The 23,507-nt window shown below is 70.7% G+C and carries 20 protein-coding genes; 15 read left to right on the forward strand and 5 right to left on the reverse strand.

Annotation, left to right across the window (positions count from 1 at the left end; translation table 11 throughout):
- Window positions 1–53 precede the first annotated feature (53 nt).
- Together dusB and ppdK are read left to right on the forward strand one after the other, a co-directional pair.
- Entirely contained in the window at window positions 54–1,226 is a 1,173-nt protein-coding gene (gene dusB, locus ACN28F_RS25395; protein ID WP_289210887.1) for a tRNA dihydrouridine synthase DusB, read from the forward strand.
- A gap of 284 nt (window positions 1,227–1,510) precedes the next feature.
- Window positions 1,511–4,243, forward strand: coding sequence for a pyruvate, phosphate dikinase (ppdK, locus tag ACN28F_RS25400; protein WP_289210368.1), 2,733 nt, complete (start codon window positions 1,511–1,513; stop codon window positions 4,241–4,243).
- Between the two features lie 110 nt (window positions 4,244–4,353).
- Here ppdK and ACN28F_RS25405 read toward each other — a convergent pair whose 3' ends face one another.
- Complete coding sequence (locus ACN28F_RS25405; RefSeq protein WP_421360011.1) at window positions 4,354–4,842, reverse strand: roadblock/LC7 domain-containing protein; 489 nt, start codon at window positions 4,840–4,842, stop codon at window positions 4,354–4,356.
- Between the two features lie 455 nt (window positions 4,843–5,297).
- Between ACN28F_RS25405 and ACN28F_RS25410 the strand changes: the two genes are divergently transcribed.
- Window positions 5,298–5,648 carry a VOC family protein gene (locus tag ACN28F_RS25410; protein WP_289210370.1) on the forward strand — a complete coding sequence of 117 codons (351 nt, stop codon included), beginning with the start codon at window positions 5,298–5,300 and terminating at the stop codon, window positions 5,646–5,648.
- Here ACN28F_RS25410 and ACN28F_RS25415 read toward each other — a convergent pair.
- On the reverse strand, window positions 5,632–6,126 hold the full coding sequence (locus ACN28F_RS25415; RefSeq protein ID WP_421360013.1) for a hypothetical protein: 495 nt from the start codon (window positions 6,124–6,126) through the stop codon (window positions 5,632–5,634). The genes ACN28F_RS25410 and ACN28F_RS25415 overlap by 17 nt on opposite strands.
- Before the next feature lie 127 nt (window positions 6,127–6,253).
- Between ACN28F_RS25415 and ACN28F_RS25420 the strand changes: the two genes are divergently transcribed.
- A complete protein-coding gene (locus tag ACN28F_RS25420) occupies window positions 6,254–7,534 on the forward strand; it encodes a deoxyguanosinetriphosphate triphosphohydrolase (RefSeq protein WP_421360015.1) in 1,281 nt (426 codons plus the stop codon).
- Here the strand turns inward: ACN28F_RS25420 and ACN28F_RS25425 are convergent.
- Together ACN28F_RS25425 and ACN28F_RS25430 are read right to left on the reverse strand one after the other, a co-directional pair.
- Entirely contained in the window at window positions 7,509–8,276 is a 768-nt protein-coding gene (locus ACN28F_RS25425; RefSeq protein ID WP_421360017.1) for a hypothetical protein, read from the reverse strand. The two genes, ACN28F_RS25420 and ACN28F_RS25425, sit on opposite strands and share 26 nt — an antisense overlap.
- Before the next feature lie 96 nt (window positions 8,277–8,372).
- Window positions 8,373–8,669, reverse strand: coding sequence for a hypothetical protein (locus ACN28F_RS25430; protein WP_289210373.1), 297 nt, complete (start codon window positions 8,667–8,669; stop codon window positions 8,373–8,375).
- A 314-nt stretch (window positions 8,670–8,983) separates the two neighbouring features.
- Between ACN28F_RS25430 and dnaG the strand changes: the two genes are divergently transcribed.
- Together dnaG and ACN28F_RS25440 are read left to right on the forward strand one after the other, a co-directional pair.
- On the forward strand, window positions 8,984–10,861 hold the full coding sequence (gene dnaG, locus ACN28F_RS25435) for a DNA primase (protein ID WP_289210374.1): 1,878 nt from the start codon (window positions 8,984–8,986) through the stop codon (window positions 10,859–10,861).
- An 11-nt stretch (window positions 10,862–10,872) separates the two neighbouring features.
- On the forward strand, window positions 10,873–11,385 hold the full coding sequence (locus ACN28F_RS25440; RefSeq protein WP_289210375.1) for a hypothetical protein: 513 nt from the start codon (window positions 10,873–10,875) through the stop codon (window positions 11,383–11,385).
- 56 nt (window positions 11,386–11,441) lie between these two features.
- On the opposite strand, the gene ACN28F_RS25445 is transcribed toward ACN28F_RS25440, so the two are convergent.
- Window positions 11,442–12,632: an ROK family transcriptional regulator gene (locus tag ACN28F_RS25445; RefSeq protein ID WP_289210376.1), complete on the reverse strand. Its 1,191-nt coding sequence runs from the start codon at window positions 12,630–12,632 to the stop codon at window positions 11,442–11,444.
- Window positions 12,633–12,900: 268 nt separating this feature from the next.
- Here ACN28F_RS25445 and ACN28F_RS25450 point away from each other — a divergent pair, with 268 nt between their 5' ends.
- From ACN28F_RS25450 to ACN28F_RS25490, 9 genes are all read left to right on the forward strand, one after another.
- Window positions 12,901–13,839: an ABC transporter ATP-binding protein gene (locus tag ACN28F_RS25450; RefSeq protein ID WP_289210377.1), complete on the forward strand. Its 939-nt coding sequence runs from the start codon at window positions 12,901–12,903 to the stop codon at window positions 13,837–13,839.
- Between the two features lie 12 nt (window positions 13,840–13,851).
- On the forward strand, window positions 13,852–14,493 hold the full coding sequence (locus ACN28F_RS25455) for a GNAT family N-acetyltransferase (protein WP_289210378.1): 642 nt from the start codon (window positions 13,852–13,854) through the stop codon (window positions 14,491–14,493).
- A gap of 341 nt (window positions 14,494–14,834) precedes the next feature.
- Entirely contained in the window at window positions 14,835–15,644 is an 810-nt protein-coding gene (locus ACN28F_RS25460) for an ABC transporter permease (RefSeq protein WP_421360021.1), read from the forward strand.
- 11 nt (window positions 15,645–15,655) lie between these two features.
- Window positions 15,656–16,468, forward strand: coding sequence for an ABC transporter permease (locus ACN28F_RS25465; RefSeq protein ID WP_289210380.1), 813 nt, complete (start codon window positions 15,656–15,658; stop codon window positions 16,466–16,468).
- Window positions 16,469–16,881: 413 nt separating this feature from the next.
- The gene (locus ACN28F_RS25470) at window positions 16,882–17,997 is read left to right on the forward strand and encodes a sugar phosphate isomerase/epimerase family protein (RefSeq protein WP_421360024.1); all 1,116 of its coding nucleotides are present in this window, start codon (window positions 16,882–16,884) and stop codon (window positions 17,995–17,997) included.
- Between the two features lie 345 nt (window positions 17,998–18,342).
- A complete protein-coding gene (locus ACN28F_RS25475) occupies window positions 18,343–19,521 on the forward strand; it encodes an ROK family protein (protein WP_289210382.1) in 1,179 nt (392 codons plus the stop codon).
- Between the two features lie 95 nt (window positions 19,522–19,616).
- Window positions 19,617–21,125, forward strand: a complete 1,509-nt coding sequence (locus ACN28F_RS25480; RefSeq protein WP_421361507.1) for a sugar ABC transporter ATP-binding protein — start codon at window positions 19,617–19,619, stop codon at window positions 21,123–21,125.
- Window positions 21,126–21,180: 55 nt separating this feature from the next.
- Window positions 21,181–22,260 carry an ABC transporter permease gene (locus ACN28F_RS25485; RefSeq protein ID WP_289210383.1) on the forward strand — a complete coding sequence of 360 codons (1,080 nt, stop codon included), beginning with the start codon at window positions 21,181–21,183 and terminating at the stop codon, window positions 22,258–22,260.
- Between the two features lie 118 nt (window positions 22,261–22,378).
- Entirely contained in the window at window positions 22,379–23,464 is a 1,086-nt protein-coding gene (locus ACN28F_RS25490; protein WP_289210384.1) for a substrate-binding domain-containing protein, read from the forward strand.
- Window positions 23,465–23,507 lie beyond the last annotated feature (43 nt).

The raw sequence follows: 23,507 nt of genomic DNA on the forward strand, positions 1-23,507 counted from the left end.
TGCCGGCGTGCTGCCCCGGCCCGCGTGGAATCCTGGACGGCGTGTCCGTCACCCTGCCGCAGGCCGCCGCCCCCGTCCGAGCGCCGTTGCCGCTCGGCCCGTACCAGGTGTGGCCGCCGGTGGTGCTGGCCCCGATGGCCGGCATCACCAACGTCGCGTTCCGGCGGCTGTGCCGCGAGCAGGGCGGCGGGCTGTACGTCTGCGAGATGATCACCACGCAGGCGCTGGTGGAGCGCAACCCCAAGACCCTGCGCATGATCGCGTTCGCGCCGTCGGAGCGTCCCCGCAGCATCCAGCTGTACGGGGTCGACCCGCAGGTGACGGCGGCCGCCGTACGGATCGTCGTGGAGCGTGACCTGGCCGATCACATCGACCTGAACTTCGGCTGCCCGGTGCCGAAGGTGACCCGCCGCGGCGGCGGGGCGGCGCTGCCCTGGCGGCACCGGCTGTTCAGCCGGATCGTCACCGGCGCGGTGCGGGCGGCGGCCCCGGCCGGGGTGCCGGTGACGGTCAAGATGCGCAAGGGCATCGACGACGACCACCTGACGTACGTCGAGGCGGGGCTGGCCGCTCAGGAGGCCGGGGTGGCGGCGGTGGCGCTGCACGGGCGGACCGCCGCACAGCGCTACTCGGGCACCGCCGACTGGGACGCGATCGGCCGGCTCAAGCAGGAGCTGCAGGTGCCGGTGCTGGGCAACGGCGACATCTGGGAGGCCGACGATGCCCTGCGGATGGTGGCGCACACCGGTGCCGACGGGGTCGTGGTCGGTCGCGGCTGCCTGGGCCGGCCCTGGCTGTTCGCTGACCTGTCGGCCGCGTTCGACGGCCGGAACGACCGGGTGCTGCCGACCCTCGGTACGGTGGCCGTCACCATGCGTCGGCATGCCGAGCTGCTGGTCGACTGGTTCGCCACCGGGCGGACCGACCGTGCGGTCGCCGAGCGCGACGGCTGCACCGATTTCCGCAAGCACGTCGCCTGGTATCTGAAGGGTTTCCCGGTCGGCGGTGAGCTGCGTCGCGCCCTGGCGATGGTGTCGGGCCTGGCGGAGTTGGACGACCTGCTCGGCGAACTCGACCCGGCGGAGCCGTTTCCGACCCATGCCCTCGGGCAACCGAGGGGGCGGACGAACTCCCCGGGAAAGGTCTTTCTGCCGGCGGGCTGGCTGGCCAGCCGCGACGACGACACCGTGCCGGCCGGCGCGGAGCTGGCTGACTCCGGCGGCTGAGCCGCCCTTCCCGCACAGCCGTTCCCGCGCCGCCCGTTTCGGCTGAGTTCGGGGGGCTTGCCAGGTGTGGTCCGGAGCACACCCGTGGTGGCCCGGGACACCACGTCGTGCGCAGTGTTGCGCATGGAAACGTTCCCAGGCAGGGCCGCGCGCAGCACCGTTGGCGGGTGCTGTGCGGCTGGTCACCGACTACTGTCGGCCAACCGATCTGGTCGCTTAACCTTCGCCCACCAATGGCCATTGGTGAACCATCGTTCAGTGTCGAACGGCTCATGGAGGCCAGGATGGCGGCAGCAGAGGAAACGGGTGGCGCGCGCCCAGGCGCACCCGCACAGCCCAGGTACGTCTACGACTTCACCGAGGGCGACCGGCAACAGCGGGACCTCCTCGGCGGAAAGGGGGCGAACCTGGCCGAGATGACCCGGCTCGGCCTACCGGTCCCGCCCGGGTTCACCATCACCACCGAGGCGTGCCGGGCCTACCTCGATCGCGGTGCCGTCCCGGCGGACCTGCCGGGGCAGGTCTCGGCCGCGCTGCTCCGGCTGGAGCAGCGCCGTGGCAAGCGCCTCGGTGACCCGGCCGATCCGCTGCTGGTGTCGGTGCGTTCGGGCGCGAAGTTCTCCATGCCGGGGATGATGGAGACGGTGCTCAACGTCGGGCTCAACGACGCGTGCGTGGCCGGGCTCGCCGCCCAGGCCGGCGACGAGCGGTTCGCCTGGGACTCCTACCGGCGGCTGATCCAGATGTTCGGCCGTACGGTCTGCCACGTGCCGGCCGAGGAGTTCGACCAGGCGCTGTCGGCGGCGAAGCGGGCCGTCGGCACCGACGACGACCTCGGCCTGACCGCCGAGGACCTACGCGGGCTGGTCCGCGAGTACCAGAAGATCTTCTTCGCGCACACCGGCCGTGACTTCCCGCAGGACCCGCGCGAGCAGCTCGACCTGGCGGTCCAAGCGGTCTTCGACTCCTGGCACGCCGAGCGGGCGGTCGTCTACCGGCGGCAGGAGCGGATCCCCGCCGATCTGGGCACCGCCGTCAACGTGGTGGCGATGGTCTTCGGCAACCTCGGCCCGGACTCGGGCACCGGCGTGGCCTTCACCCGGGACCCGGCCACCGGCAGCCAGGGCGTCTACGGCGACTACCTGGCCAACGCCCAGGGCGAGGACGTGGTCGCCGGCATCCGCAACACCCTGCCGCTGCAGGAGCTGGCCCGGCTCGATCCCCGGTCGTACGACGAACTGCTCGCCATCATGGCCCAGCTGGAGAACCACTACCGGGACCTGTGCGACATCGAGTTCACCATCGAACGCGGCACCCTGTGGATGCTGCAGACCCGGGTCGGCAAACGGACCGCGGCGGCCGCGTTCGTCATCGCCAGCCAGCTCGTCGACGAAGGGATCATCGACCTGGACGAGGCGCTGCACCGGGTCAACGGCGCGCAGCTGGCGCAGCTGATGTTCCCCTGCTTCGACCTGTCCGGCGCGCCGGAGCCGATCGCCACCGGGGTCGGCGCCTCCCCGGGCGCCGCCGTCGGCACCGTCGTCTTCGACTCCGCCCGCGCGGTCGAGCTGGCCGGGCAGGGTGCGCAGGTGATCCTGGTGCGGCGGGAGACCAACCCGGACGACCTGCCCGGCATGATCGCCGCCCAGGGCATTCTGACCAGCCGGGGCGGCAAGACCAGCCACGCCGCCGTGGTGGCCCGGGGGATGGGCAAGACCTGTCTGTGTGGTGCCGACACCCTCGACGTGGACCAGGCCGCCCGACGGTTCACCGTCGGTGACCACACCGTGGTCGAAGGTGACCTGGTGTCGATCGACGGCACCAGCGGCTGCCTCTACCTCGGTGCGGTGCCGGTACGCCCCTCCGAAGTGGTGCAGTACTTCGAAGGGACCGTCGACCCGGCGACCACCGACGATCCGTTGGTGCTCGCCGTACACCGGATCCTGTCGCATGCCGACACCCGACGGCGGCTGGCGGTCCGCACGAACGCCGACACCGGTGCCGACGCGGCCCGCGCCCGGCGGTTCGGCGCCGAGGGGATCGGGCTGTGCCGCACCGAACACATGTTCCTCGGCGACCGGCGCGAACTCGTGGAACGGCTGATCCTGGCCCGGGACGAGGCGGCCCGGTCGGCGGCCCTGGCCGAGCTGCTGCCCCGGCAGCGGGCCGACTTCGCGGAGATCTTCCGCCAGATGGACGGTCTGCCGGTGACCGTCCGGCTGATCGATCCGCCGCTGCACGAGTTCCTGCCGTCGCTGGAGGACCTCGCGGTATCGGTGGCGGTGGCGCACGCGCGGGGTCAGGACGCCGGCCGCGACGAGGCGTTGCTGACGGCGGTCCGGCGGATGCACGAGCAGAACCCGATGCTCGGTCTGCGTGGCGTACGCCTCGGCCTGGTCATCCCGGGCCTGTTCGCGATGCAGGTCCGCGCGATCGCCGAGGCCGCGGCCCAATTGGCCGCCGCCGGGCACGATCCCCGTCCGGAGATCATGGTGCCGCTGGTCGGTGCGGTGCAGGAGCTGGAGACGGTACGGGCGGAGGCCGACCGGATCATCGCCGAGGTACTGGGGGAGCGGTCGGTCGAGATCCTGATCGGGACGATGATCGAGGTGCCCCGGGCGGCGTTGACCGCCGGGCAGCTCGCTGGCGCCGCACAGTTCTTCTCCTTCGGCACCAACGACCTGACCCAGATGGCATGGGGCTTCTCCCGCGACGACGTCGAGGGTGCCTTCTTCTGGCGCTACCTGGAGCTGGGCATCTTCGGTATCTCCCCGTTCGAGTCGATCGACCGCGACGGGGTGGGGCGGCTGGTACGGATCGCCGTCGAGGAGGGTCGGGCGGCCCGGCCCGGACTGAAGATCGGGGTGTGCGGCGAGCACGGCGGGGATCCCGACTCGGTGCACTTCTTCCACGCGGCCGGCCTGGACTACGTCTCCTGCTCACCGTTCCGGGTGCCGGTCGCCCGGCTGGAGGCCGGTCGGGCGACAGTGGAGTCGACCGGTTCGGACAGCCGCTGACCGACGACGGTGGCCGGGTGGTCGTCGCCGATCCGCAGGGAGCACCCGGCCGTCGCGTTGGCGCTCTGCGCCGGCCTGCGCCTCCGTCGTCGTCGGGCGAGCGAGGCGGGTCAGAACCGGCGGCGCGGCAACGCGGGGTTGTACGGCAGGGTCGCCATCGGGGTGCGCACCGCCAAGGGGGCCCGGTTGTCCAGGAAGTGGGGGGCCGGGTCCGGGACGTTGGTCACCGGGCGGGCGCGCAGCAGCTCGCCGACCTGGTCGGCGACCTGGCGGGCGTGCCGGTGCAGCAGGTCCCGTTCGACCTGGGCGGCGGCGAGCACCGCGAGCAGTGCCCGGGTGCCGACGGCGTACAGCCCGACCTGGCCGTGACTACCCTGGATGAGGGTTTCCTGCAGGTCGCCGTGTCCGGCGGTGTCGGCGAACCGGCGGCCGAGCCCGAGAGTCGCCGCGGCGAGCGCCGCGATGCTGTCGGCGTCGGCACCGTTGAGGTCACGGGTGATCAGCAGGCCGTCCGCGCCGGCCAGTACGGAGCCGGTGACCTGCGGCAACCGGCGGCGCAGTCCGCGTAGCTCGGCGAGAATGGCGGTGTCGGTATCCACCGGCGTCTCCTTCACTCGATCGTCCGGGTGGCTGGTCGCTGACCGGAGTGGGACCGGGCCGGCGGATGCGCGGCGGGTCGGGCGGACAGCGACCGCGGTCGGCACGGCAGTCGGCGTCGATCGCGTGCCTCGCGACGGCGGGCGCGGGGTCGCGCCACGTTCGTCAGCGGGATGCCGGTGCACCTCGGTCGGTCGAACATCGACACTCGTTCGTGATCCCATCGTCCGGTCGAGGTGGCGGTGACGTTGTGCTCCTGGCACGCTACCGCACGCGATGTGACTGCGCAGGCCCGTAACCATCGGCAATCGGACAGCAACTGATACCTGATCGGCCATTGCGAACGATCTTCGGCTCGCTCCTGGTGTTTGTGCCGTCACCGCGTGCGGCCGCGTCACTCGCCGTACCGTAACGGCGTGAGCTGCGGCGCGACGCCCGAGATCAGGAGGTGGCCGAGGTGGTCAGTCAGTGGGAGAACCTGGTGGTCGATGCCGACGACCCGCCCCGGCTCGCCCGGTGGTGGGCGCAGGCACTCGGCTACCAGATCGTGCACGAGGCAGCGGACGAGGTGGAGATTCGACAGTCGCCCGACCAGTTGCCCGGTGTGGTGTTCGTCCCGGTGCCGGAGCGCAAGCAACTGAAGAACCGGTTGCACATCGACCTGCGCGCGGCCGATCAGGCGGCCGAAGTGGAGCGGCTGGTGGACATGGGGGCCCGACGGGTCGACATCGACCAGGGTGACGTCTCCTGGATCGTGCTGACCGATCCGGAGGGCAACGAGTTCTGCGTACTCAACGGACGCGGCTGAACCGGCCGGTCCGGTGTGCGCTTCGCCCGCAGGCTCCCGCCGGAACCTGCCCGCTGGCCCGCTCCACCGCCGTGCGCAGCAGCAGCAGGAACGTCCGGCCGTCCGGGCCGTCGCCGAAGCCGAGCCAGCACGACTCGGCACGGCCATGGGCCTGCCAGCGGGCGGTGATCAGCACTCCGTACGGCGTCGGCGCGGCGAGCGTCACCGCGGTGAGGCGCGCCGACCGGGCGTACCCCCGGTGCGGGCCGTCGCCGGCGCTGAGCAGATGCCGACCGAGCAGGATGTCGAGGCGGTGCCGTACCGTGCCGGTGGACCCGCCGGGCTCGGTGATGGCGGTCAGGCAGCAGGCACTCGCGCCGGCCAGCTCGCCCATGAGCTGACCGGCGCAGTGCTCCTCGACGGCGTACCGCATCGGCGTCGGGACCTCGGTGATGTGCACGAGCCGGCTGGTACGGGCCGTCCACCCCTGGTCGACCACTCTGCGATTGTGAACCGACCGGGCAGGTGCCGAGGGGCCGACGTCAACATTGCGACACAAATACGTAATCATCCGGAAATCTTTACCTGCCCGTTCCGGTCGGTACCGGGCCGATAGGCTCCGGAAGGTGACCCCCTCACCCGTCCGTCCGGCACCCGGCGGCCTCGACGACACCGACCGCTGGGTGCCCGAGCCGGTGAAGGACACCGGGTACGGGCGCAGCCCGTACGAACGGGACCGGGCCCGGGTGCTGCACAGCGCGGGATTTCGTCGGCTGGCCGCCCGGACCCAGGTGCACACCGCCGAGACCGGCGGTGCCGACGACGTCCCGCGGACCCGGCTCACCCACTCCCTGGAGGTCGCGCAGATCGCCCGCGAGATGGGTGCGCGGCTCGGTTGCGAGCCCGACGTGGTCGACGTCGCCGGCCTCGCCCACGACCTCGGCCACCCGCCGTTCGGGCACAACGGGGAATGGGCACTGCACGACCTGGCCGTCGACATCGGCGGATTCGAGGGCAACGCGCAGACGTTGCGGGTGCTGACCCGCCTGGAGGCCAAGGTGCTGGGGCCGGACGGCTCCTCGGCCGGGCTGAACCTCACCCGCGCCTCGCTCGACGCGACCTGCAAGTACCCTTGGCCGCGTCAGGCCGATCAGCGCAAGTTCGGACTGTACGCCGACGACGAGCCGGTCTTCGCCTGGCTGCGCGCCGGTGCCCCGGAGCCGACGCGGCGCTGCCTGGAGGCCCAGGTGATGGACTGGGCCGACGACGTCGCCTACTCGGTGCACGACCTGGAGGACGGCATCCACGGCGGCTACATCGACCTCGGCCTGCTCATCGCCGACCGCGACGAACAGCACGCTCTCGCCGCCGACGTGGCTGCGGTCTACTCCACCGAATCCGTCGACGACCTGGCCGGGATCCTCGCCGAGCTGCTGGCCCATCCGGCGCTGCGGCCGATCGCGGGCTACGACGGCAGCCATCCGGCGCAGGCGGCGTTGAAGGGGATGACCAGCATTCTCACCGGAGCGTTCGTCGCGGCGGCGGTGTCGGCGACCCGGCAGCAGGCCGGCGGCCTGCCGGTGCGGCGGTACGCGGCGGACCTGGTGGTGCCCCGGGTGGTGCGAGCCCGGTGCGCCCTGCTCAAAGGACTGGCGCTGCGGTACGTGATGCGCCGGCCCGGCGCCGAGGCGGGGTACCGCCGGCAGCGGGAGATCCTGGCCGAACTCGTCGAGGCGTTGACCGACCGGGCACCGGCCGGGCTGGACCCGGTGTTCGCGCCGCTGTGGGTCGCCGCGCCGGACGACCGGGCCCGGGCCCGGGTGATCATCGACCAGGTGGCGTCGTTGACCGACCCGGCGGCGGTCTCCTGGCACCGGCGGCTCACCGGCCGGCCGGCTCTGGACTGACCGGAGCGGGCGTGACGACCGGACTGACCGGATCGGGCGTGGCGACCGGATCGGGCGTGGCGACCGGGTCGACCGGAGCGGGCCGGGCGGCCAGCGCCGGCCGCCGGTCGATGACCTGACCCACCTCGCGGGCCGAGCGCGCCAACCGGCGGCGGAACACCGCCACGTGCGCGGCGAGGCAGCTGACGAGGACCAGCGCACCGAGCGTCGCGGCGGCCCACGCCGGGACCGCCCGGGCGACCAGCAGTCCGACGGTGGCCGCGAGCAGCGCGCTGTTGAGCAGCCCGACCGTGCCCGCGAGGCTGACCAGGTCACGTGGCCAGCCCCGGCGGTACGGTTGCGCGGCGAACGGACCCGAGTCGTCAAGGGTGGGCATCATGACGTACGGGGCCAGGTCGGGAGCCTGCCGGACGAGATAGGTGCGGATCGCGGTGGCGGCGACCGCGTACCGCCGGGCCCGGTCGTTGAACTCCAACTGCCGGGCGAAGACCGCCAGCCCGAGCAGCAGGACGAGGCCGCCGAGTGCGCCTGCGGCGGCGGCCCGCCCGGTGGTCACCGTCGCGCCGCCGGCGGAGACCAGACCTGCGGAGACCGCGGTGGCGGCCGAGGCGACGCCGAGGAAGAACGTGAAGCGGGCGTTGGATTCCGTGTGCACCGCCCGTCTGGCCTCCTGCAACTGCGTGTACTCGGCCAGGGCGATGGTCAGCGCGGTCTCCGGTGGACGGGTCTGCTCGTCGGCCATGCGGATCGCCTCCTCGGCCAAGGAGGGTAGCGCTGCGACGCACCCGGGCCGGTCGGCCCGTCGGCCCGGCCGGCTGCCGGTCCGTGGCCGGCCTGCTCAGCTGCCGGTCGGCGGCCGGACCGCGACGAGGTCGGCGGCCAACAGTGCCGACCACCAGTTCTCGACGTTGGACAGCGATCCGGAGATGATCCGTGGCTGTTCGCCCTCGGTCAGCAGGGTCAGCGCGGAGCCGTCCGGCCAGGCGAGCACCCACCCGGCGATGTGCGGCAGCTCCTCCTCGGGGGCCAGATCGGCGTCCCGGCTGCGGTAGAGGGCGCACAGGCGGGGCGCGTCGTCGAGGGCGATCACGTCCAGGTGGTCGAGCGCGTTCGTCTCGGGCAGCAGCTGGGGCATGGGGGTGCCTCCTCCTTCGGGCTGGGAACCGGCAATGTAGACAAGACACAGTGAACCGTGAAGAAAGAGAAACAAGCCAGCGAACGGCCCACTAGGTACGACACAGACAGTATTGCTGTGGTCACAGGGAAGGACAAGGTCTGTTCTGCGGCGAGGCGTGGAAAATGCGTATTGACAGAAGCCTGCCTGGTCAGGGTGGGGTTCGTCGGCGTACGGCGGGTCCGGGCATGGGCGTCGTGCCTCCTCGGGCACCCGCACGGCCCGTGATCGGCGGGGCAGGGCAGGATGTACCGGGAAGGGGGTGGCGCGGCGGCATGGCTGGTCGGATCCGGGACGAGGACATCACGCTCGTACGCGAGCGGACGTCGATCGCCGACATCATCTCGGAAAGCGTCACGCTCAAGTCGGCCGGCGGCGGCAACCTCAAAGGGCTCTGCCCCTTCCACGACGAGAAGACCCCGTCGTTCACCGTCGCACCGGCCCGTAACGTGTACTTCTGCCACGGGTGCGGCAAGGGCGGCGACGCGATCACCTTCCTGATGGAGGCCGAACACCTCAGCTTCGTCGAATCGGTGGAGCGCCTGGCGGCCCGCGCCGGCATCCAGCTGCGCTACATCGAGGCCGGGCCCGCGCCGGTCCGCCAGCAGTCCGGCCAGCGGCAGCGGCTGATCGCGGCGCACGCCGCCGCCGCCGAGTTCTACGCCGGTCAGTTGGCCGGCCCGGGGGCCCGAGCGGCCCGGGAGTTTCTCGCCCACCGCGGCTTCGACCGGGCCGCCGCGCAACGGTACGGCTGCGGCTTCGCCCCGGACGCCTGGGACGAGCTGACCCGTCACCTGCGCCAGCAGGGCTACACCGCCCAGGAGCTGATCACCGCCGGGCTGGCCCGCCAGGCCCGGTCCGGGTCACTGATCGACCGGTTCCGTCGCCGGCTGCTCTGGCCCATCCGCGACCTCGCCGGCGACGTCATCGGCTTCGGTGCCCGCAAGTTGTTCGACGACGACGACGGCCCCAAGTACCTGAACACCCCGGAAACCCCGATCTACAAGAAGTCCCACGTCCTCTACGGCATCGACCAGGCGAAACGGGAGATCGCCCGGCAGGGTCGGGCGGTCATCGTCGAGGGCTACACCGACGTGATGGCGTGTCACCTGGCCGGGGTGCCGACGGCGGTGGCGACCTGTGGCACCGCGTTCGGCGCCGATCACATCGGGGTGCTGCGTCGGCTGCTGATGGACACCGACGCCGTCGCCGGCGAGATCATCTTCACCTTCGACGGGGACGCGGCCGGGCAGAAGGCCGCGTTGCGTGCATTCGAGGAGGACCAGCGGTTCGTCGGGCGGACCTTCATCGCGGTCAGCCCCGACAACATGGATCCGTGTGACCTGCGGCTGGCAAAGGGCGACCTCGCCGTACGGGACCTGGTCGCCCGCCGGGAGCCGTTGGTCGACTTCGCGCTGCGCCAGGTGCTGCGCCGTTTCGACCTGGACACCGTCGACGGCCGGGTGGAGGCGATGCGCCGGGCGGCGCCGCTGGTGGCCAAGCTGAAGGACCGGGACAAACGTCCGGAGTACGTCCGCAAGCTCGCTGGCGATCTCGGCATGGAGATCGAGCCGGTGCAGCGGGCTGTGCTCGCCGCCGGCGCGGTACCGCCCCCCCGTACGGCCGGCAACCGGTCGGCGTCGGCAGCGTCGACGCCGTCCCGGCCGGCCACCGAACCCGACGACCCGCAGGTGCTGGTCGAGCGGGAGGCCCTGAAACTCGGCCTGCAGGTGCCGGTGTTGGCCGGGCCGATGTTCGACACCCTCGGCCCGGAGGTGTACCTGCATCCCGTCCACGCCGGGGTCCGCGCGGCGATGGCCACGGCCGGGGGCGCGGCCGTCGCGGTGACCGGCGCGGTCTGGATCGAACAGGTCCGTGACGCCTGCCCGGACCTGGCCGCCCGGGCACTGGTCGGCGAACTCGCCGTCGAGCCGCCGCACGTCGACCGGGAGCCGGACCCGCACTACGTCTCGGTGACCCTCGCCCGGCTGCAGTGGGGCGCGGTCACCGCCCGGATCCGGGAGCTGAAGTCGAAGGTGCAGCGGATCAACCCGGTGGCGAACAAGGACGAGTACCTGAGCCTCGCCGGGGAACTGTTCTCCCTGGAGCAGCAGGCGCGGGCGCTGCGCGAACGAGCGGTGGGGGGACTGTAGTGGGCTGGGGCATGTTCCGCCGGTCGGCGCGGCTGCCGGCCGCGCTGCGTCCGACGATGGCCCGCGACGAGCGGATCGTCGCCTGGGCGGCCACCGCCGACGACGGGGCGCTGGTGGTCACCAACCTGGGGATGTGGCTGCCGGGTCGGGACCATCGGCTCGGTTGGCATCAGGTGCACAAGGCGGCCTGGTCGGGGCGGACCCTGGCCGTCACCCCGGCCGAGGTCACCGGCGAGCGGGACGGGTACGAGATCGTCGCCGACCAGCCGACCGTCACCGTCGACCTGCCCGACCCCGGGGAGGTGCCGAACCAGGTGCGCGCCCGGGTGACCCGCTCGGTCGGCTACACCGCGCACCAGCGGCTCGACGGTGGCGGGCTGCGGGTGGTGGCCCGGCGGGTGCCTGGTGTCGACGGTTTGACCTGGACCGTCCGGTACGACCCCGGCGCCGACCCCGACGCCCTGTCCGCCGAGACCGCCGATCTGGTGGCCGCGGCCAGGGCGTCGGTCGAGCAGCAGCCGTGACCACCTGCCGCGGTGCGGCCGTCCGGTAGCGGATGCGCCCGGGCCGGTACGTCGGCTCAGCCGGCGGTGAAGACGTGGTCGCTGATCATCCTGGTGGCGCCGATCAGACCGGCCTGGTCGCCCAGCTCGGACAGGACGATCGGCATGTCGCCGGTGGCCAGCGGCAGTGAGCTGCGGTAGACGACGCTGCGGATCTCGGCCAGCAACGCGTGGCCCATCCCGGCGAGTCCGCCGCCGATCACCACCATCCCCGGGTTGAAGAAGCTCACCAGCCGGGCCAGCACCTGGCCGACGCGTCGTCCACCGTCGCGGACCATGCCGACCGCGACCGGGTCGCCGGCGGCGGCCGCCCGGGTGACGTCCAGCGCGGTGAGCGTGCCGATCCGGGCGAGTTGCTCGGCGAGCTGGTCGGAACGCCCGGCTCGGGCGGCGGCGACCGCGTCGCGGGTCAGCGCCGCACCACCGAAGTACGCCTCCAGGCAGCCGACGTTGCCGCAGAGGCACTGCGGCCCGTTCTCGTCGACAGCGGTGTGGCCGATGTCGCCGGCGCAACCGTTCGCTCCCCGGTAGACGTCTCCGTCGACCACTATCCCGGCGCCGATCCCGGCGCCGATCTTGACGAACAGGAAGTCCTCGAACGAACGGGCGATGCCGGCGTGTTTCTCACCGAGCGCCATGATGTTGACGTCGTTGTCGACCAGCACCGGGCAGCCGAGTTCGGTGCTGAACATCTCCCGTACCGGGAAGCGGTGCCAACCCGGCATGAACGGTGGCGAGACCGGCACGCCTTCGTGGACACTGACCGGACCGGGCACCCCGATGCCGGCGCCGGTGAACCGCGTGGTTCCCGAGTCGGCGGCCAGTTTGGTGACCAGTTCGAGAGCCTGCGCGATCACCGTCGTCGGCCCCTGGTGCAGCTCGGTGCGCTCGGTCATCCGGGTCACGACCTGCAGCTCTCCGTCGGTGAGCGCCACGTCCAGGGTGCTCGCGCCGATGTCGATGCTGAGGAAGCGGGTGGCGGCGGCGATCCGGACGATCGACGACGGACGACCGCCCCGGGACGCGGCCGGACCGGCGGTCTCCACCAGACCCCGGTCGATCATCCGGTCGAGCTCGGTGGCCACCTTCGACCTGGACAGGCCGACCGCGTCGCCAAGTTCGGCGCGCGAGCACGGGCCGTCGCGGAGCAGGCGCAGGATCTGCGCCTGGTGCGTGTTCTCCGGCCACACTCCCAGCACGTTGGTCATTGTCCTTTACCTGGGTCCGGCACGTGGCGTCGTCCGCGTGGAGGGCCGGTGGACACGCGGGCGAAGCGGACCGGCGTGGGCAGGGACCGGGCAAGGTGACGAACTCGCCCGCTGACCCGGGAGTAGCGAGTCAGGATGGCAAACTTAGTGCATTGAAGCGCAATCTTCAAGACGTTCGTACTATACTTTGTCCTCAATCTGACGAAAGGCGCCTTGCTCGCGAAACTCGCTGGCGTCCCTGTCGGGGCCGCGCGGTAGCGTCGTGGCCGTGACTGAACGGGGTAACGGGCCACTCATCCACGCACGCGGTCTGGTCAAGCGGTTCGGGACGTTCACCGCAGTCGCCGGCATTGACGTCGACGTCGCGCCCGGCGAGGCGTTCGGCTTTCTGGGGCCGAACGGCGCCGGCAAGAGCTCCACCATGCGGATGGTGGGCTGCGTCTCCCCGCCCAGCGGCGGCATTTTGCGAATCCTCGGGATGGATCCGCAGCAGGACGGCCTGGCGATCCGGGCCCGGCTCGGCGTCTGCCCGCAGCTGGACAACCTCGACCAGGAACTGACGGTACGGGAGAACCTGGTCAGTTACGCCCGCTACTTCCAGATCCCGCGACCGGTCGCCCGGCGCCGCGCCGACGAACTGCTCGACTTCGTGCAGTTGCGCGACCGGTCGGGTAGCAAGGTCGAGCCGCTGTCCGGCGGCATGAAACGCCGACTCACCATCGCCCGTGCCCTGGTCAACGAGCCGGACATCGTGCTGCTCGACGAGCCGACCACCGGGCTGGACCCACAGGCCCGGCACCTGGTGTGGGAGCGACTGTTCCAGCTCAAGCAACGGGGCGTCACGCTGGTGCTGACCACGCACTACATGGACGAGGCCGAGCAGCTCTGCGACCGACTGGTGGTGATGGACGGCGGTCGGATTGTCGCCGAGGGCTCGCCGCGGGACCTGATCACCCGCTACTCCAACCGTGAGGTGGTCGAACTCCGGTTCCCGACCGACGACCAGGACAGCTTCGCCGGCAAACTGGGCGGAATCGCCGAACGGACCGAGGTGCTGCCGGACCGGATCCTGACCTACACCGGCGACGGCGACGGGGCGCTCAACGAGGTGTACCGCCGTGGGCTGGCACCGAACAGCGCGTTGATCCGGCGCAGTAGTCTGGAGGACGTCTTCCTGCATCTCACCGGCCGGACCCTGATCGACTAGAATCGGCCGGGCATGATCGCGCAGACCGACCGGCTGTCACTACGCCGCTTCACCATCGACGACCTGCCACTGCTCGTCGAGCTGGACAGTGACCCCGAGGTGATGCGGTACCTTACCGGAGGCAGACCGACCCCGGCCGAAACCGTACGCCGCGAGGTCCTGCCCGCGATCCTGCGTGACTATCTGCGCTTTCCGGGCTTCGGCAAGTGGGCCGCCATCGAGCGCTCCAGCGGTGCCTTCATCGGCTGGTTCGCGCTGAAGCCGGCCGTCGCCGGTCCGGCTGTCACCGGTCCCGCCGACGGTGTGGTCAACGGCCGCAGTGGTCGGCTGGCGATCACCGAGGTGGAGCTCGGGTACCGACTGCGACGCGCCTCCTGGGGCCGGGGGTACGCCTCGGAGGGTGCCCGAGCACTGCTGCGGATGGCGTTCGATCACCCGACCGTCGACCGGGTATTCGCCGAGACGATGGCGGTCAACGTCGCCTCGCGGCGGGTGATGGAAGCGGCCGGATTGCGCCTGGCCCGCTGCTTCCACCTGCAGTGGGACGATCCGATCGAGGGCGTCGAGCACGGCGAGGTCGAATACGAGGTGCGCCGGATCGACTGGGCGGAGCGCGCCGCGGCGCCGGCGATCGAGCGTAACCGCCTACACTGACGGCGGGAGTCCCGGTCGGCGATCGGTCCGTGTGACGCCCTGGAAGCCCTGCCGATCCGTGACTTCGGCCTGGCGGCGCCGCGTCTGACCCGGTCCACCGCACGCTTCGAGCCGTACCCCGCCATTCTCGTGCCTTCCACCACGGGCGACACCGAGCGGTAGTGGTTGGCCGCTGGGCAGGCGCTGCAACGGGTGCTGTTGCTGACCACCGTCGAGAACCTGGCGACCATCCCGGGCGGCGGACCCGGGAGACGGAATACCGGTGAGGATGTCCCGCCGTCGCCGTAGAGTACGCCGGGCCGGTAGGTCTCGGGCGGTCGTTCCGGGGCGTCGTTTCCACGATGTCGTACCCGGGCGGTACAACATCGGCCGGGGCGCGGGCCCGGAGCTTGTTCGGGCCGGCGTCGAGCGTCCTGGAAGCCAACCTGACCGCCTACCGGCGGACCTGGCGGTCGTCGGTCTTCTCGTCGTTCCTGCTGCCGCTGTTGACGGTGCTCAGCTTCGGTGTGGGGGTGGGAGTCTACGTCGACCAGGGGGTCGGCGGGTTCAGCTATCTCGACTGGATCGTCCCCGGTCTGATCGCTTCCACCGCGTTGCAGGTGGCCATCGGGGAGTCCTCCTGGCCGGTGCTGGGCGGGTTCACCTGGCAACGGACCTACTACTCGCAGATAGCCGCTCCGCTACGGATCGCCGACATCGTCGGTGGGTTGCTCGCCTTCGTCCTGCTGCGGGTGCTGGCGAGTGCCGTGGCCTTCGTCGCGGTGGCCGCCGCGTTCGGTGCGCTGCACTCGGGTTGGGCGGTGCTGACCCTGCCGGTGGCCATGCTGCTCGCGGCGGCCGTCGCCCTGCCGGTGGCCGCCTTCGCGGCCACCATCCGCAGCGACAGCTACATGGTCATCGTGTTCCGGTTCGCGGTCATTCCGATGACCCTGTTCGCCGGGGTGTTCTTCCCGGTGGAGTCGCTGCCGGTGACAGTGCGCTGGCTGGCGTACCTGTCGCCGCTCTGGCACGGGGTCGACCTGTGCCGGGCGGCCTCGCTCGGCATCACGCCCGCCTGGTCCGTCCCCGGGCATCTCGGCTACCTGAGCCTCTGGGCGGCGGCCAGGTGGTGGCTGGCAGTCACCCGGTTCCGCAAGCGTCTGATCCACTAGAGGAGGCAACAGTGGTGACCCTCGTCCTGCCGCAGATGCTCGGGGTCGGCGCGGCCGTGCGGCGGGCCGGGTCGGTGATGGAGCGCAACGCGGCCGCCCTGAAGTCCACGTACTGGGTGGTGATGATCTTCGGGGTGGTCGAGCCGTTGCTCTACCTGTTCTCGATCGGTGTCGGCGTGGGCCGGCTGATCGGGGACATCACCCGGCCGGGCAGCGGGGCCGTCATCGGGTACGCAGCGTTCGTCGCCCCAGCGATGCTCGCCGCCTCGGCGATGACCGGCACGTTGTCGGAGACGACGTTCAACTTCTTTGCCAAGATGAAGTTCGTCAAGCTCTACGACGGGATCCTGGCCACCCCGGTCCGCCCGACCGAGCTGGCCTTCGGTGAGCTCGGCTGGGCGATGGCGCGGGGCAGTATCTATTCGGCAACCTTCCTGCTGGTGATGGTCGTGATGGGGCTGACGACGGTCCCCCGGGCGCTGCTGGCGTTCCCGGCCGCGATCCTGGTCGGGTTCGCCTTCGGCGGGCTCGGCATGGCGCTGTCCACCTACATGCGCAGCTGGCAGGACTTCGACCTGATGGGCTCGGCCCAGTTCGCGGTCTTCCTGTTCTCCGGGACGTTCGTGCCGGCCGAGGCGTACCCGTCGGTACTGCGCTGGCTGGTCGAGCTGACCCCGCTGTACCGGTCGGTCCACCTGATCCGGGCGATCGCCGTGGACACTGTCGGGTGGATGCAGTTGGTCGATGTCGGCTATCTCGTCGCGGTGACGGTGCTCGGGCTGACCGTCGCCGGGCGTCGGGTAGGTCGGCTGCTCTGCAACTGACGTCCTGGAGGCACCCTTCTGCGACAATCATCGATCTAACTAGGTCCTGTCGTACAGACTTCTGGCTGGTAGAAGACAAAGCCATCGGTAGTTCACCTGAAAGTTTGGCTCGTCGGGGTCTTTCTTTCCTCTGGTCTCTGGAGTTAATGTCTGCTCCAGACGTAACACCAGCGACACAGCGTCGTCAACGCCGGTCGCGACCAGGGCCACCAGGCCCGAGCTGTCACCCGCCAGGGGCGTGGCGGTGACAGCTGCGGTTCGGGTCGGTGCCGCGACTGCGGCACCGACCCGAACCCACCCATCCGAACCCCCGCCCCGGGGTCGTGCGTTTCGGCGGCGTGCGGCTCCGTACACCCCGACCCTCCTCACTCGTCATCGGCGGCTCTGTGAGCCGCTGCAGAAAGGTGGACAGAATGGACGAGGTGCTACGCCGCAACGGGCAACTCTCGCCACCCAATCCGGCGCTCACCCGCCGCAACATCCTCGCCGCATCGGCCGGCGCCGCCGCCGTGCTCGGTGCAGCCGGGCTGCCGGTGCTGCAGACCAGCCGTCCGGCCCGGGCCGGCGGCGGCTGGTCCGTGGACCCGCTGATCCCCGAGCAGAACCGGGGCATCATCCTCTACTCGGTCCGGGACCGCATCCGGGCCGCCCCGGACGACAGCGGCGTGCCGTACGGCTTCGAGCGGGTCCTGGCCCGCCTGGCGGAACTCGGTTACAAGGAGATCGAGTTCGCTGGTTACACCCAGAGCGAGGAGATCCTCGGCCGGCAGATCACGCCGACCGAGATCCGCAAGATCCTGGACGACAACGGGTTGGTCGCCAACGGCTGCCACGTGTCGATCCGGGCGGACACCTTCCAGGAGCAGCTGGACATCGCCGAGGAACTCGGCATGAAGAACATCGGCACCGGCAGCGACCCGACCCGCAGCGACTACCAGTCGGACTGGGACGAGGCCGCTGACCTGTGGAACGAGCTCGGCCGGCAGGCCCGGGAACGCAAGATGCGGCTCTACACCCACAACCATGACGCTGCGTACAACTTCCTGCTCGACTCCGGCCCGCTGGACGAGCAGGGACGGCCGACCCGTTCGTCCGGTGTCCGCAAGCTCGAGTACTTCATGGCCAAGACCGACGCGAAGTACGTCTACTTCGAGATGGACATCTACTGGGGCTACGTCGCCCGGCACAAGCACCACACGTTCATCAACTCGGCTGGTCGGGAGCGGACCCGGGTGTTCGACCCGATCCTGACGGTGGCCCGTCGGCCCCGGCGGTTCCCGCTGTTCCACGCCAAGGACGGTGCCAGGAGCCCGGAGCAGAGCAACGGCTACGAGATGACGCCGATGGGCGACGGCGACATCAACTTCCAGCAGTTCTTCCAGACCATCGGGCACTACGACTTCCACCACGCCAACTGGGAGCAGGACACCGCTCCCGGCGGATCGGAGAACCCGGGTCAGTCGCTGGAGTTCGCCGAGCGCAGCTACCAGCACATGTCGGAACTGACCGTCTACAGCCAGGGCGAGTGATCCACCGGTCGCCCGCCACCCGGCACGGCGGCCACTGATCCAACCGCGTGAACCGGCCGGGGTGCCGACCGCCGCAGCGGCGGCGGTCGGCACCCCGGTTCCGCGTGTCCGGGTTCCGCACTCGTTGAGCGGGGGCCGATCCGTCGATCCCTCGTGCCCTGAACCAGATACATCGGACCAGGTCAACCCCTGTTCGAGCATGCTTCACCAACTTCTGTCACGATCAGAAAAAGTTTTGCTTCAGCGGACCGAAACTCTGGACACAAGACTGAGAAGACTCTTAGTGTTTCGGTCACGACACGCCGAGGTCGCCTCGGTGTTAACTCACTGTCGGAGGTGGACCCCATGCGTACGGCGGATCCTCTGCACCTCCAGCTGCTGCGACTGCTGCGGGACAACGGACCGGTCTCCCGGGCCGAGCTCGCCGACCAGCTGGAGATTCCCCGCCCTCGCCTGCTGTCCGAGTTGGAGCGGCTGGTCGCCTCCGGCTTCGTGACCGAGGCAGGGATGGCCGCCTCACGGGGCGGGCGCCGTTCGACCCTGGTCGAGCTCAACCCGGACCTGCGGTTCGCCGCGATCGACCTGGGCGCCAGCTCGGTCGACGTGGAGATCACCAACGGCCGGCTGGAGCCGGTGGCCGCGTACACCGAGCCGGCCGACATCCGGCAGGGGCCGAAGGTCATCCTGCACCGGATCAACGAGCTGCTCGCCAAGGCCCGGGTCGAAGGGGTGCACGAGCGCCTCGATGCCATCGGCATCGGGGTGCCCGGACCGGTCAGCTACCGCGACGGGGTGCCGGTGTCCCCGCCGATCATGCCGGGTTGGGACCGCTTCCCGGTCCGCGAGCTGCTCACCCGGGAGCACGGCTGCCCGGCGGTGGTCGACAACGACGTCAACATCATGGCGATCGGGGAGCGGCACGGTGGTGTCGCCCACTCGGTCGACGACTTCCTCTTCGTCAAGCTGGGCACCGGGGTCGGGTGCGGCATCTACCTCTCCGGCGAGGTCTACCGGGGCATCGACGGCTGCGCCGGGGACATCGGCCACATCCAGGTCGACCCGCAGGGGCCGATGTGCACCTGCGGCAACGTCGGCTGTCTGGAGGCGCTGTTCAGCGGTGCCGCGCTGGGCAAGGAGGCGGCGGTCGCCGCCCGCGCCGGCACCTCGCCGGCGCTGGCCGAACGGCTCACCCAGCGGTCCGAACTCACCGCCCGCGACGTAGCGGAGTGCGCCATGGAGGGCGACGTGACCTGCATCCGTCTGATCCGCGACGGAGGACGACGTCTCGGCGGCGTCCTCGCCGGCCTGGTCAGCTTCGCCAACCCGTCGATGATCGTGATCGGTGGCGGGCTGGCCCACCTCGGGCACATTCTGCTCGCCGAGATCCGTAGCGTCGTCTACCGGCGGTCGCTGCCGCTGGCCACCGGCAACCTGCCGGTGGTCCTGTCCGAACTGGGTGCGCGCGCCGGGGTCACCGGCGCCGCCGTACTCGCCAGCGACGTCGCCTTCGAGCAGGCGTCGTGAGCGCCGTCGAGCCCGTCGACGGGCAGCCGACCGACGTCGCACCGGACACCTCGGACGCCGCCACCGCCACCCCGACGGTCCAGGCGGGCGGCGACGTGGTCCTGCGGCTGACCGACGTCGTGAAGACCTTCCCCGGCGTACGGGCCCTCGACGGCGTCCAGCTGGAGGTCCGGGCCGGCGAGGTGCACTGCCTGCTCGGGCAGAACGGTGCCGGCAAGTCCACTCTGATCAAGGTGCTGGCCGGGGTGCACCGCCCCGATTCCGGCCGGGTCGAGTGGCAGGGGCAGCCGGTCCGCTTCGCCAACCCGCAGGCGGCGATGCGGGCCGGGATCGCCACCATCTACCAGGAACTCGACCTGGTCGACGACCTGTCGGTGGCGGAGAACGTCTTCCTCGGTCACGAGCCGCGGACCGCCGGGTTCGTCCGCCGTGGTCAGATGGTCCGACGTACCCGGGAGATCCTCGACCGGCTGGGGCACGGCGAGATCCCGCCCCGGCGCATGGTCCGGTCGCTGCCGGCTGCCGGCAAGCAGGTGGTCAGCATGGCGCGTGCGCTGTCGTACGAGGCGAAGCTGATCATCATGGACGAGCCGAGCGCGGTGCTGGCCCACGACGAGGTCGACAACCTGTTCCGGATCATCCGGGAACTCACCGCCCAGGGGATCGCCGTCATCTACATCTCGCACCGGTTGGAGGAGATTCGCGAGATCGGTGACCGGGTCACCGTCCTCAAGGACGGCCGCACCACGGCGCAGAACCTGCCGGCGCAGAACACCCCGACCCGTGAGCTGGTCAGCCGGATGACCGGCCGGTCCATCGAGTACGTCTTCCCGCAGCGCGAGCCCAACTCACACGGTGAGCAGCTGCTGGAGGTCGCCGGCCTGAGCCGCGCGGGGGAGTTCCAGGACGTGTCGCTGACCGTCCGGCGCGGCGAGATCGTCGGTATCGCGGGGCTGGTCGGTTCCGGCCGGTCCGAGCTGCTCGAAACGATCTTCGGAGCGCGTACCGCACAGTCCGGGACCGTCCGGATGGCCGGCCGGGCAGTCCGGCCCGGCAGCGTCGGCGCGGCCGTGCGGGCCGGCATGGGCATGGCTCCGGAGGAGCGCAAGAGCCAGGCGTTGCTGCTCGGCGAACCGATCTTCCGCAACATGACCCTTGCAACGTTCGCGCAGCTGTCCCGGGTCGGCTTCACCGACTCCGGGCGGGAGGTCGCCGAGGCCGAGCGGGTCGCCGCGTCGCTTGAACTGCGGCCGCCGGGGGTGTACCGGCCGGTGCGGCAACTCTCCGGCGGCAACCAGCAGAAGGTGGTGGTCGGCCGGTGGTTGCTCGGCGACACCCGGCTGCTGCTGCTCGACGAGCCGACCCGGGGGGTCGATGTCGGTGCCCGCGCCGAGCTGTACCAGGTGATCCACGACCTGGCCGCGCAGGGCGTCGGGGTCCTGCTGGTCTCCAGCGAGGTCCCCGAGGTGCTCGGTCTGGCCGATCGGGTCCTGGTGATGCGGGAAGGTCGCGTCATCCGGGAGGCACCGGCGGGCGAGATCGATGAGGAGACCGTGCTCGACCTCGTCATGGCGGGGTCGTTGATGGAAGGCGCCGCGGCGTGACCGGGCGACCCGACCAGTTGGCCAGCGGCCAGCCGGTGAGCGAAGGAGTAGGACTGTGACCGCGGACGAGGCCACGGCAACCGTACCCGGTAAGGAGAAGCCGGCAGCGTCGCCGGCGCACGGCACGGACGCACCACCCCGGCAGAGCTGGTGGCGCTCGGACGCCAGTGAGTACGCCCGACGCAACCTGTGGCTGGTCGGAGTCCTCGTCGTGCTGGTCGTCATCGGTGCCGCCACCCGACCCGACCTCTACAGCGACCCGACCTGGGTCCGCAACAACATCTTCACCATCCTGCAGCAGGCCTCCGCGATCGGCGTGGTCACCGTCGGGATGACCTTCGTGATCATCGCCGGCGGCATCGACCTGTCGGTCGGCGCGATCATGGCGTTGGCCGGCGTCTGGGCGACCACTGTGGCCACGCAGAGCTACGGTGCCGGCGGAATGATATTCACCGCGGTGGTCGTCGGGCTCTGCGTCGGCCTGGTCAACGGGATCCTGATCTCGTACGGCCGGCTGGTGGCCTTCATCGCCACCCTGGCCATGATGGTGGCCGCCCGTGGCCTGGCCGCACTCATCTCCGGCAAGCAGACGCAGGTCTCCACCTCGTCGACGATCAACGGCATGGCCACGGAGCGGATCTTCGGTATCCCGCTGCTGGTGATCATCCTTGGCGGGGTGGTCGCCGCCGGCTGGGTGCTGCTCAACCGCACCACCTTCGGCCGTCGGACGGTCGCCATCGGCGGCAACCCGGAGGCCGCCCGGCTCGCCGGGATCAACGTCCGGCTGCACACCCTTATGATCTACGGACTCTCCGGACTGTGCTGCGGCATCGGGGCGATCATGCTGACCGCCCAGGCGAACTCGGCCCAGGCCGCCATGGCCAACATGTACGAACTCGACGCGATCGCCGCAGCGATCATCGGTGGCACGCTGCTCACCGGCGGCCGCGGCACCATCATCGGCGCCCTCTTCGGGGTGCTGGTCTTCTCCACCATCACCAATCTGTTCGCCATCAACGGCCTCTCCACCGAATCCCAGAACATGATCAAGGGCGGGATCATCGTGGCGGCCGTGCTCATCCAGCAGTTCCGGTTCAACTCGCTCAGTCAGCTGTTGACCCGAAAACCGGCCTGACCCGGCCCGGGTAACGCCGCTTCCGATCCACCACCGAACACGGTGACCGTCGCTCGCGACGGCCGCCGGGATCCGCACACCCCGATAACCCCTCCACCTTCCGATCCAGGAGGTCGTCATGACCGCACTGTCCCGCCGGGCTCTGTTCGGCGCCCGCGGCGCCGCCGACTCGTCCCGTCGCCGGCTGCTCATCGGCGGTGCCGCCGTCGGTGCCGGCGTGCTGCTGTCCGCGTGCACCAGCAACGAGGCCGCGCCGACCAACACCCAGACCCAGGCCGCCAACCAGGGCAACCCCAACTCCGAACCCGGTGAGACGGTCACCATCGGCTTCTCCGCACCGGCGGCCGACCACGGCTGGCTCGCGGCGATCACCAACAACGCCCGGGCCCAGGCCGAGGCGTACTCCGACGTGGAGTTCCTCACGGTCGAAGCCGGCGCCGACGCCGCCGCTCAACGGGCCGCGCTGGACACGCTGATCTCGCAGAGCCCGGACGTCATCGTGATGCTGCCGCACGACGGAGCCGAGCTGACCGCGAGTGGCCTGCAGGCCATGGAGGCCGGCATCCCGGTGGTCAACCTGGACCGGGCGTTCACCCAGGCGCTCGCCTACCGCACCCAGATCAAGGGCGACAACTACGGCATGGGCGTGTCGGCGGGCAACTACATCGCCGCCCAGATGCAGGAGAAGGGCATCGCCAACCCGGTGATCGCCGAGATCGCCGGGATCGACGCGCTGGAGCTGACCCAGGAGCGGTCCGCCGGTTTCAAGGACGCCCTCGAGGTGCACGGCTTCACCGTCGCCAACCGGCGGGCGGCCGAGTTCACCGCCGACTCCGGCCAGCGCGAGGCGGCCAACCTGCTGCAGGCCCTGCCAGAAATCGACGCCATCTGGAACCACGACGACGACCAGGGCATCGGGGTACTGGCTGCGATCAGCCAGGCCAACCGGTCGGAGTTCATCATGGTCGGCGGTGCCGGTTCGCGGGCGGCGATGGAGGCGATCCAGGCCGACGACAGCGTGCTGAAGGCGACCGTCACCTACAGCCCGTCGATGGCCTCCTCGGCGATCTCGCTCGCCCGCCTGATCGCACAGGGCCGGGGCATGTCCGACCTGGTCGAGCTGCAGGTGCCCAAGGAGATCATCCTGGCCTCGGAGACCATCACCAAGGAGAACGCGAGCGAGTACCTGCCGCTCGGGTTCTGACCTTTTCGGGGAGGCTTACCTTGTCCGCTGAACACAACGAGCT

The sequence above is a fragment of the Solwaraspora sp. WMMA2101 genome (genome assembly GCF_049179175.1).
Classification (GTDB): domain Bacteria; phylum Actinomycetota; class Actinomycetes; order Mycobacteriales; family Micromonosporaceae; genus Micromonospora_E.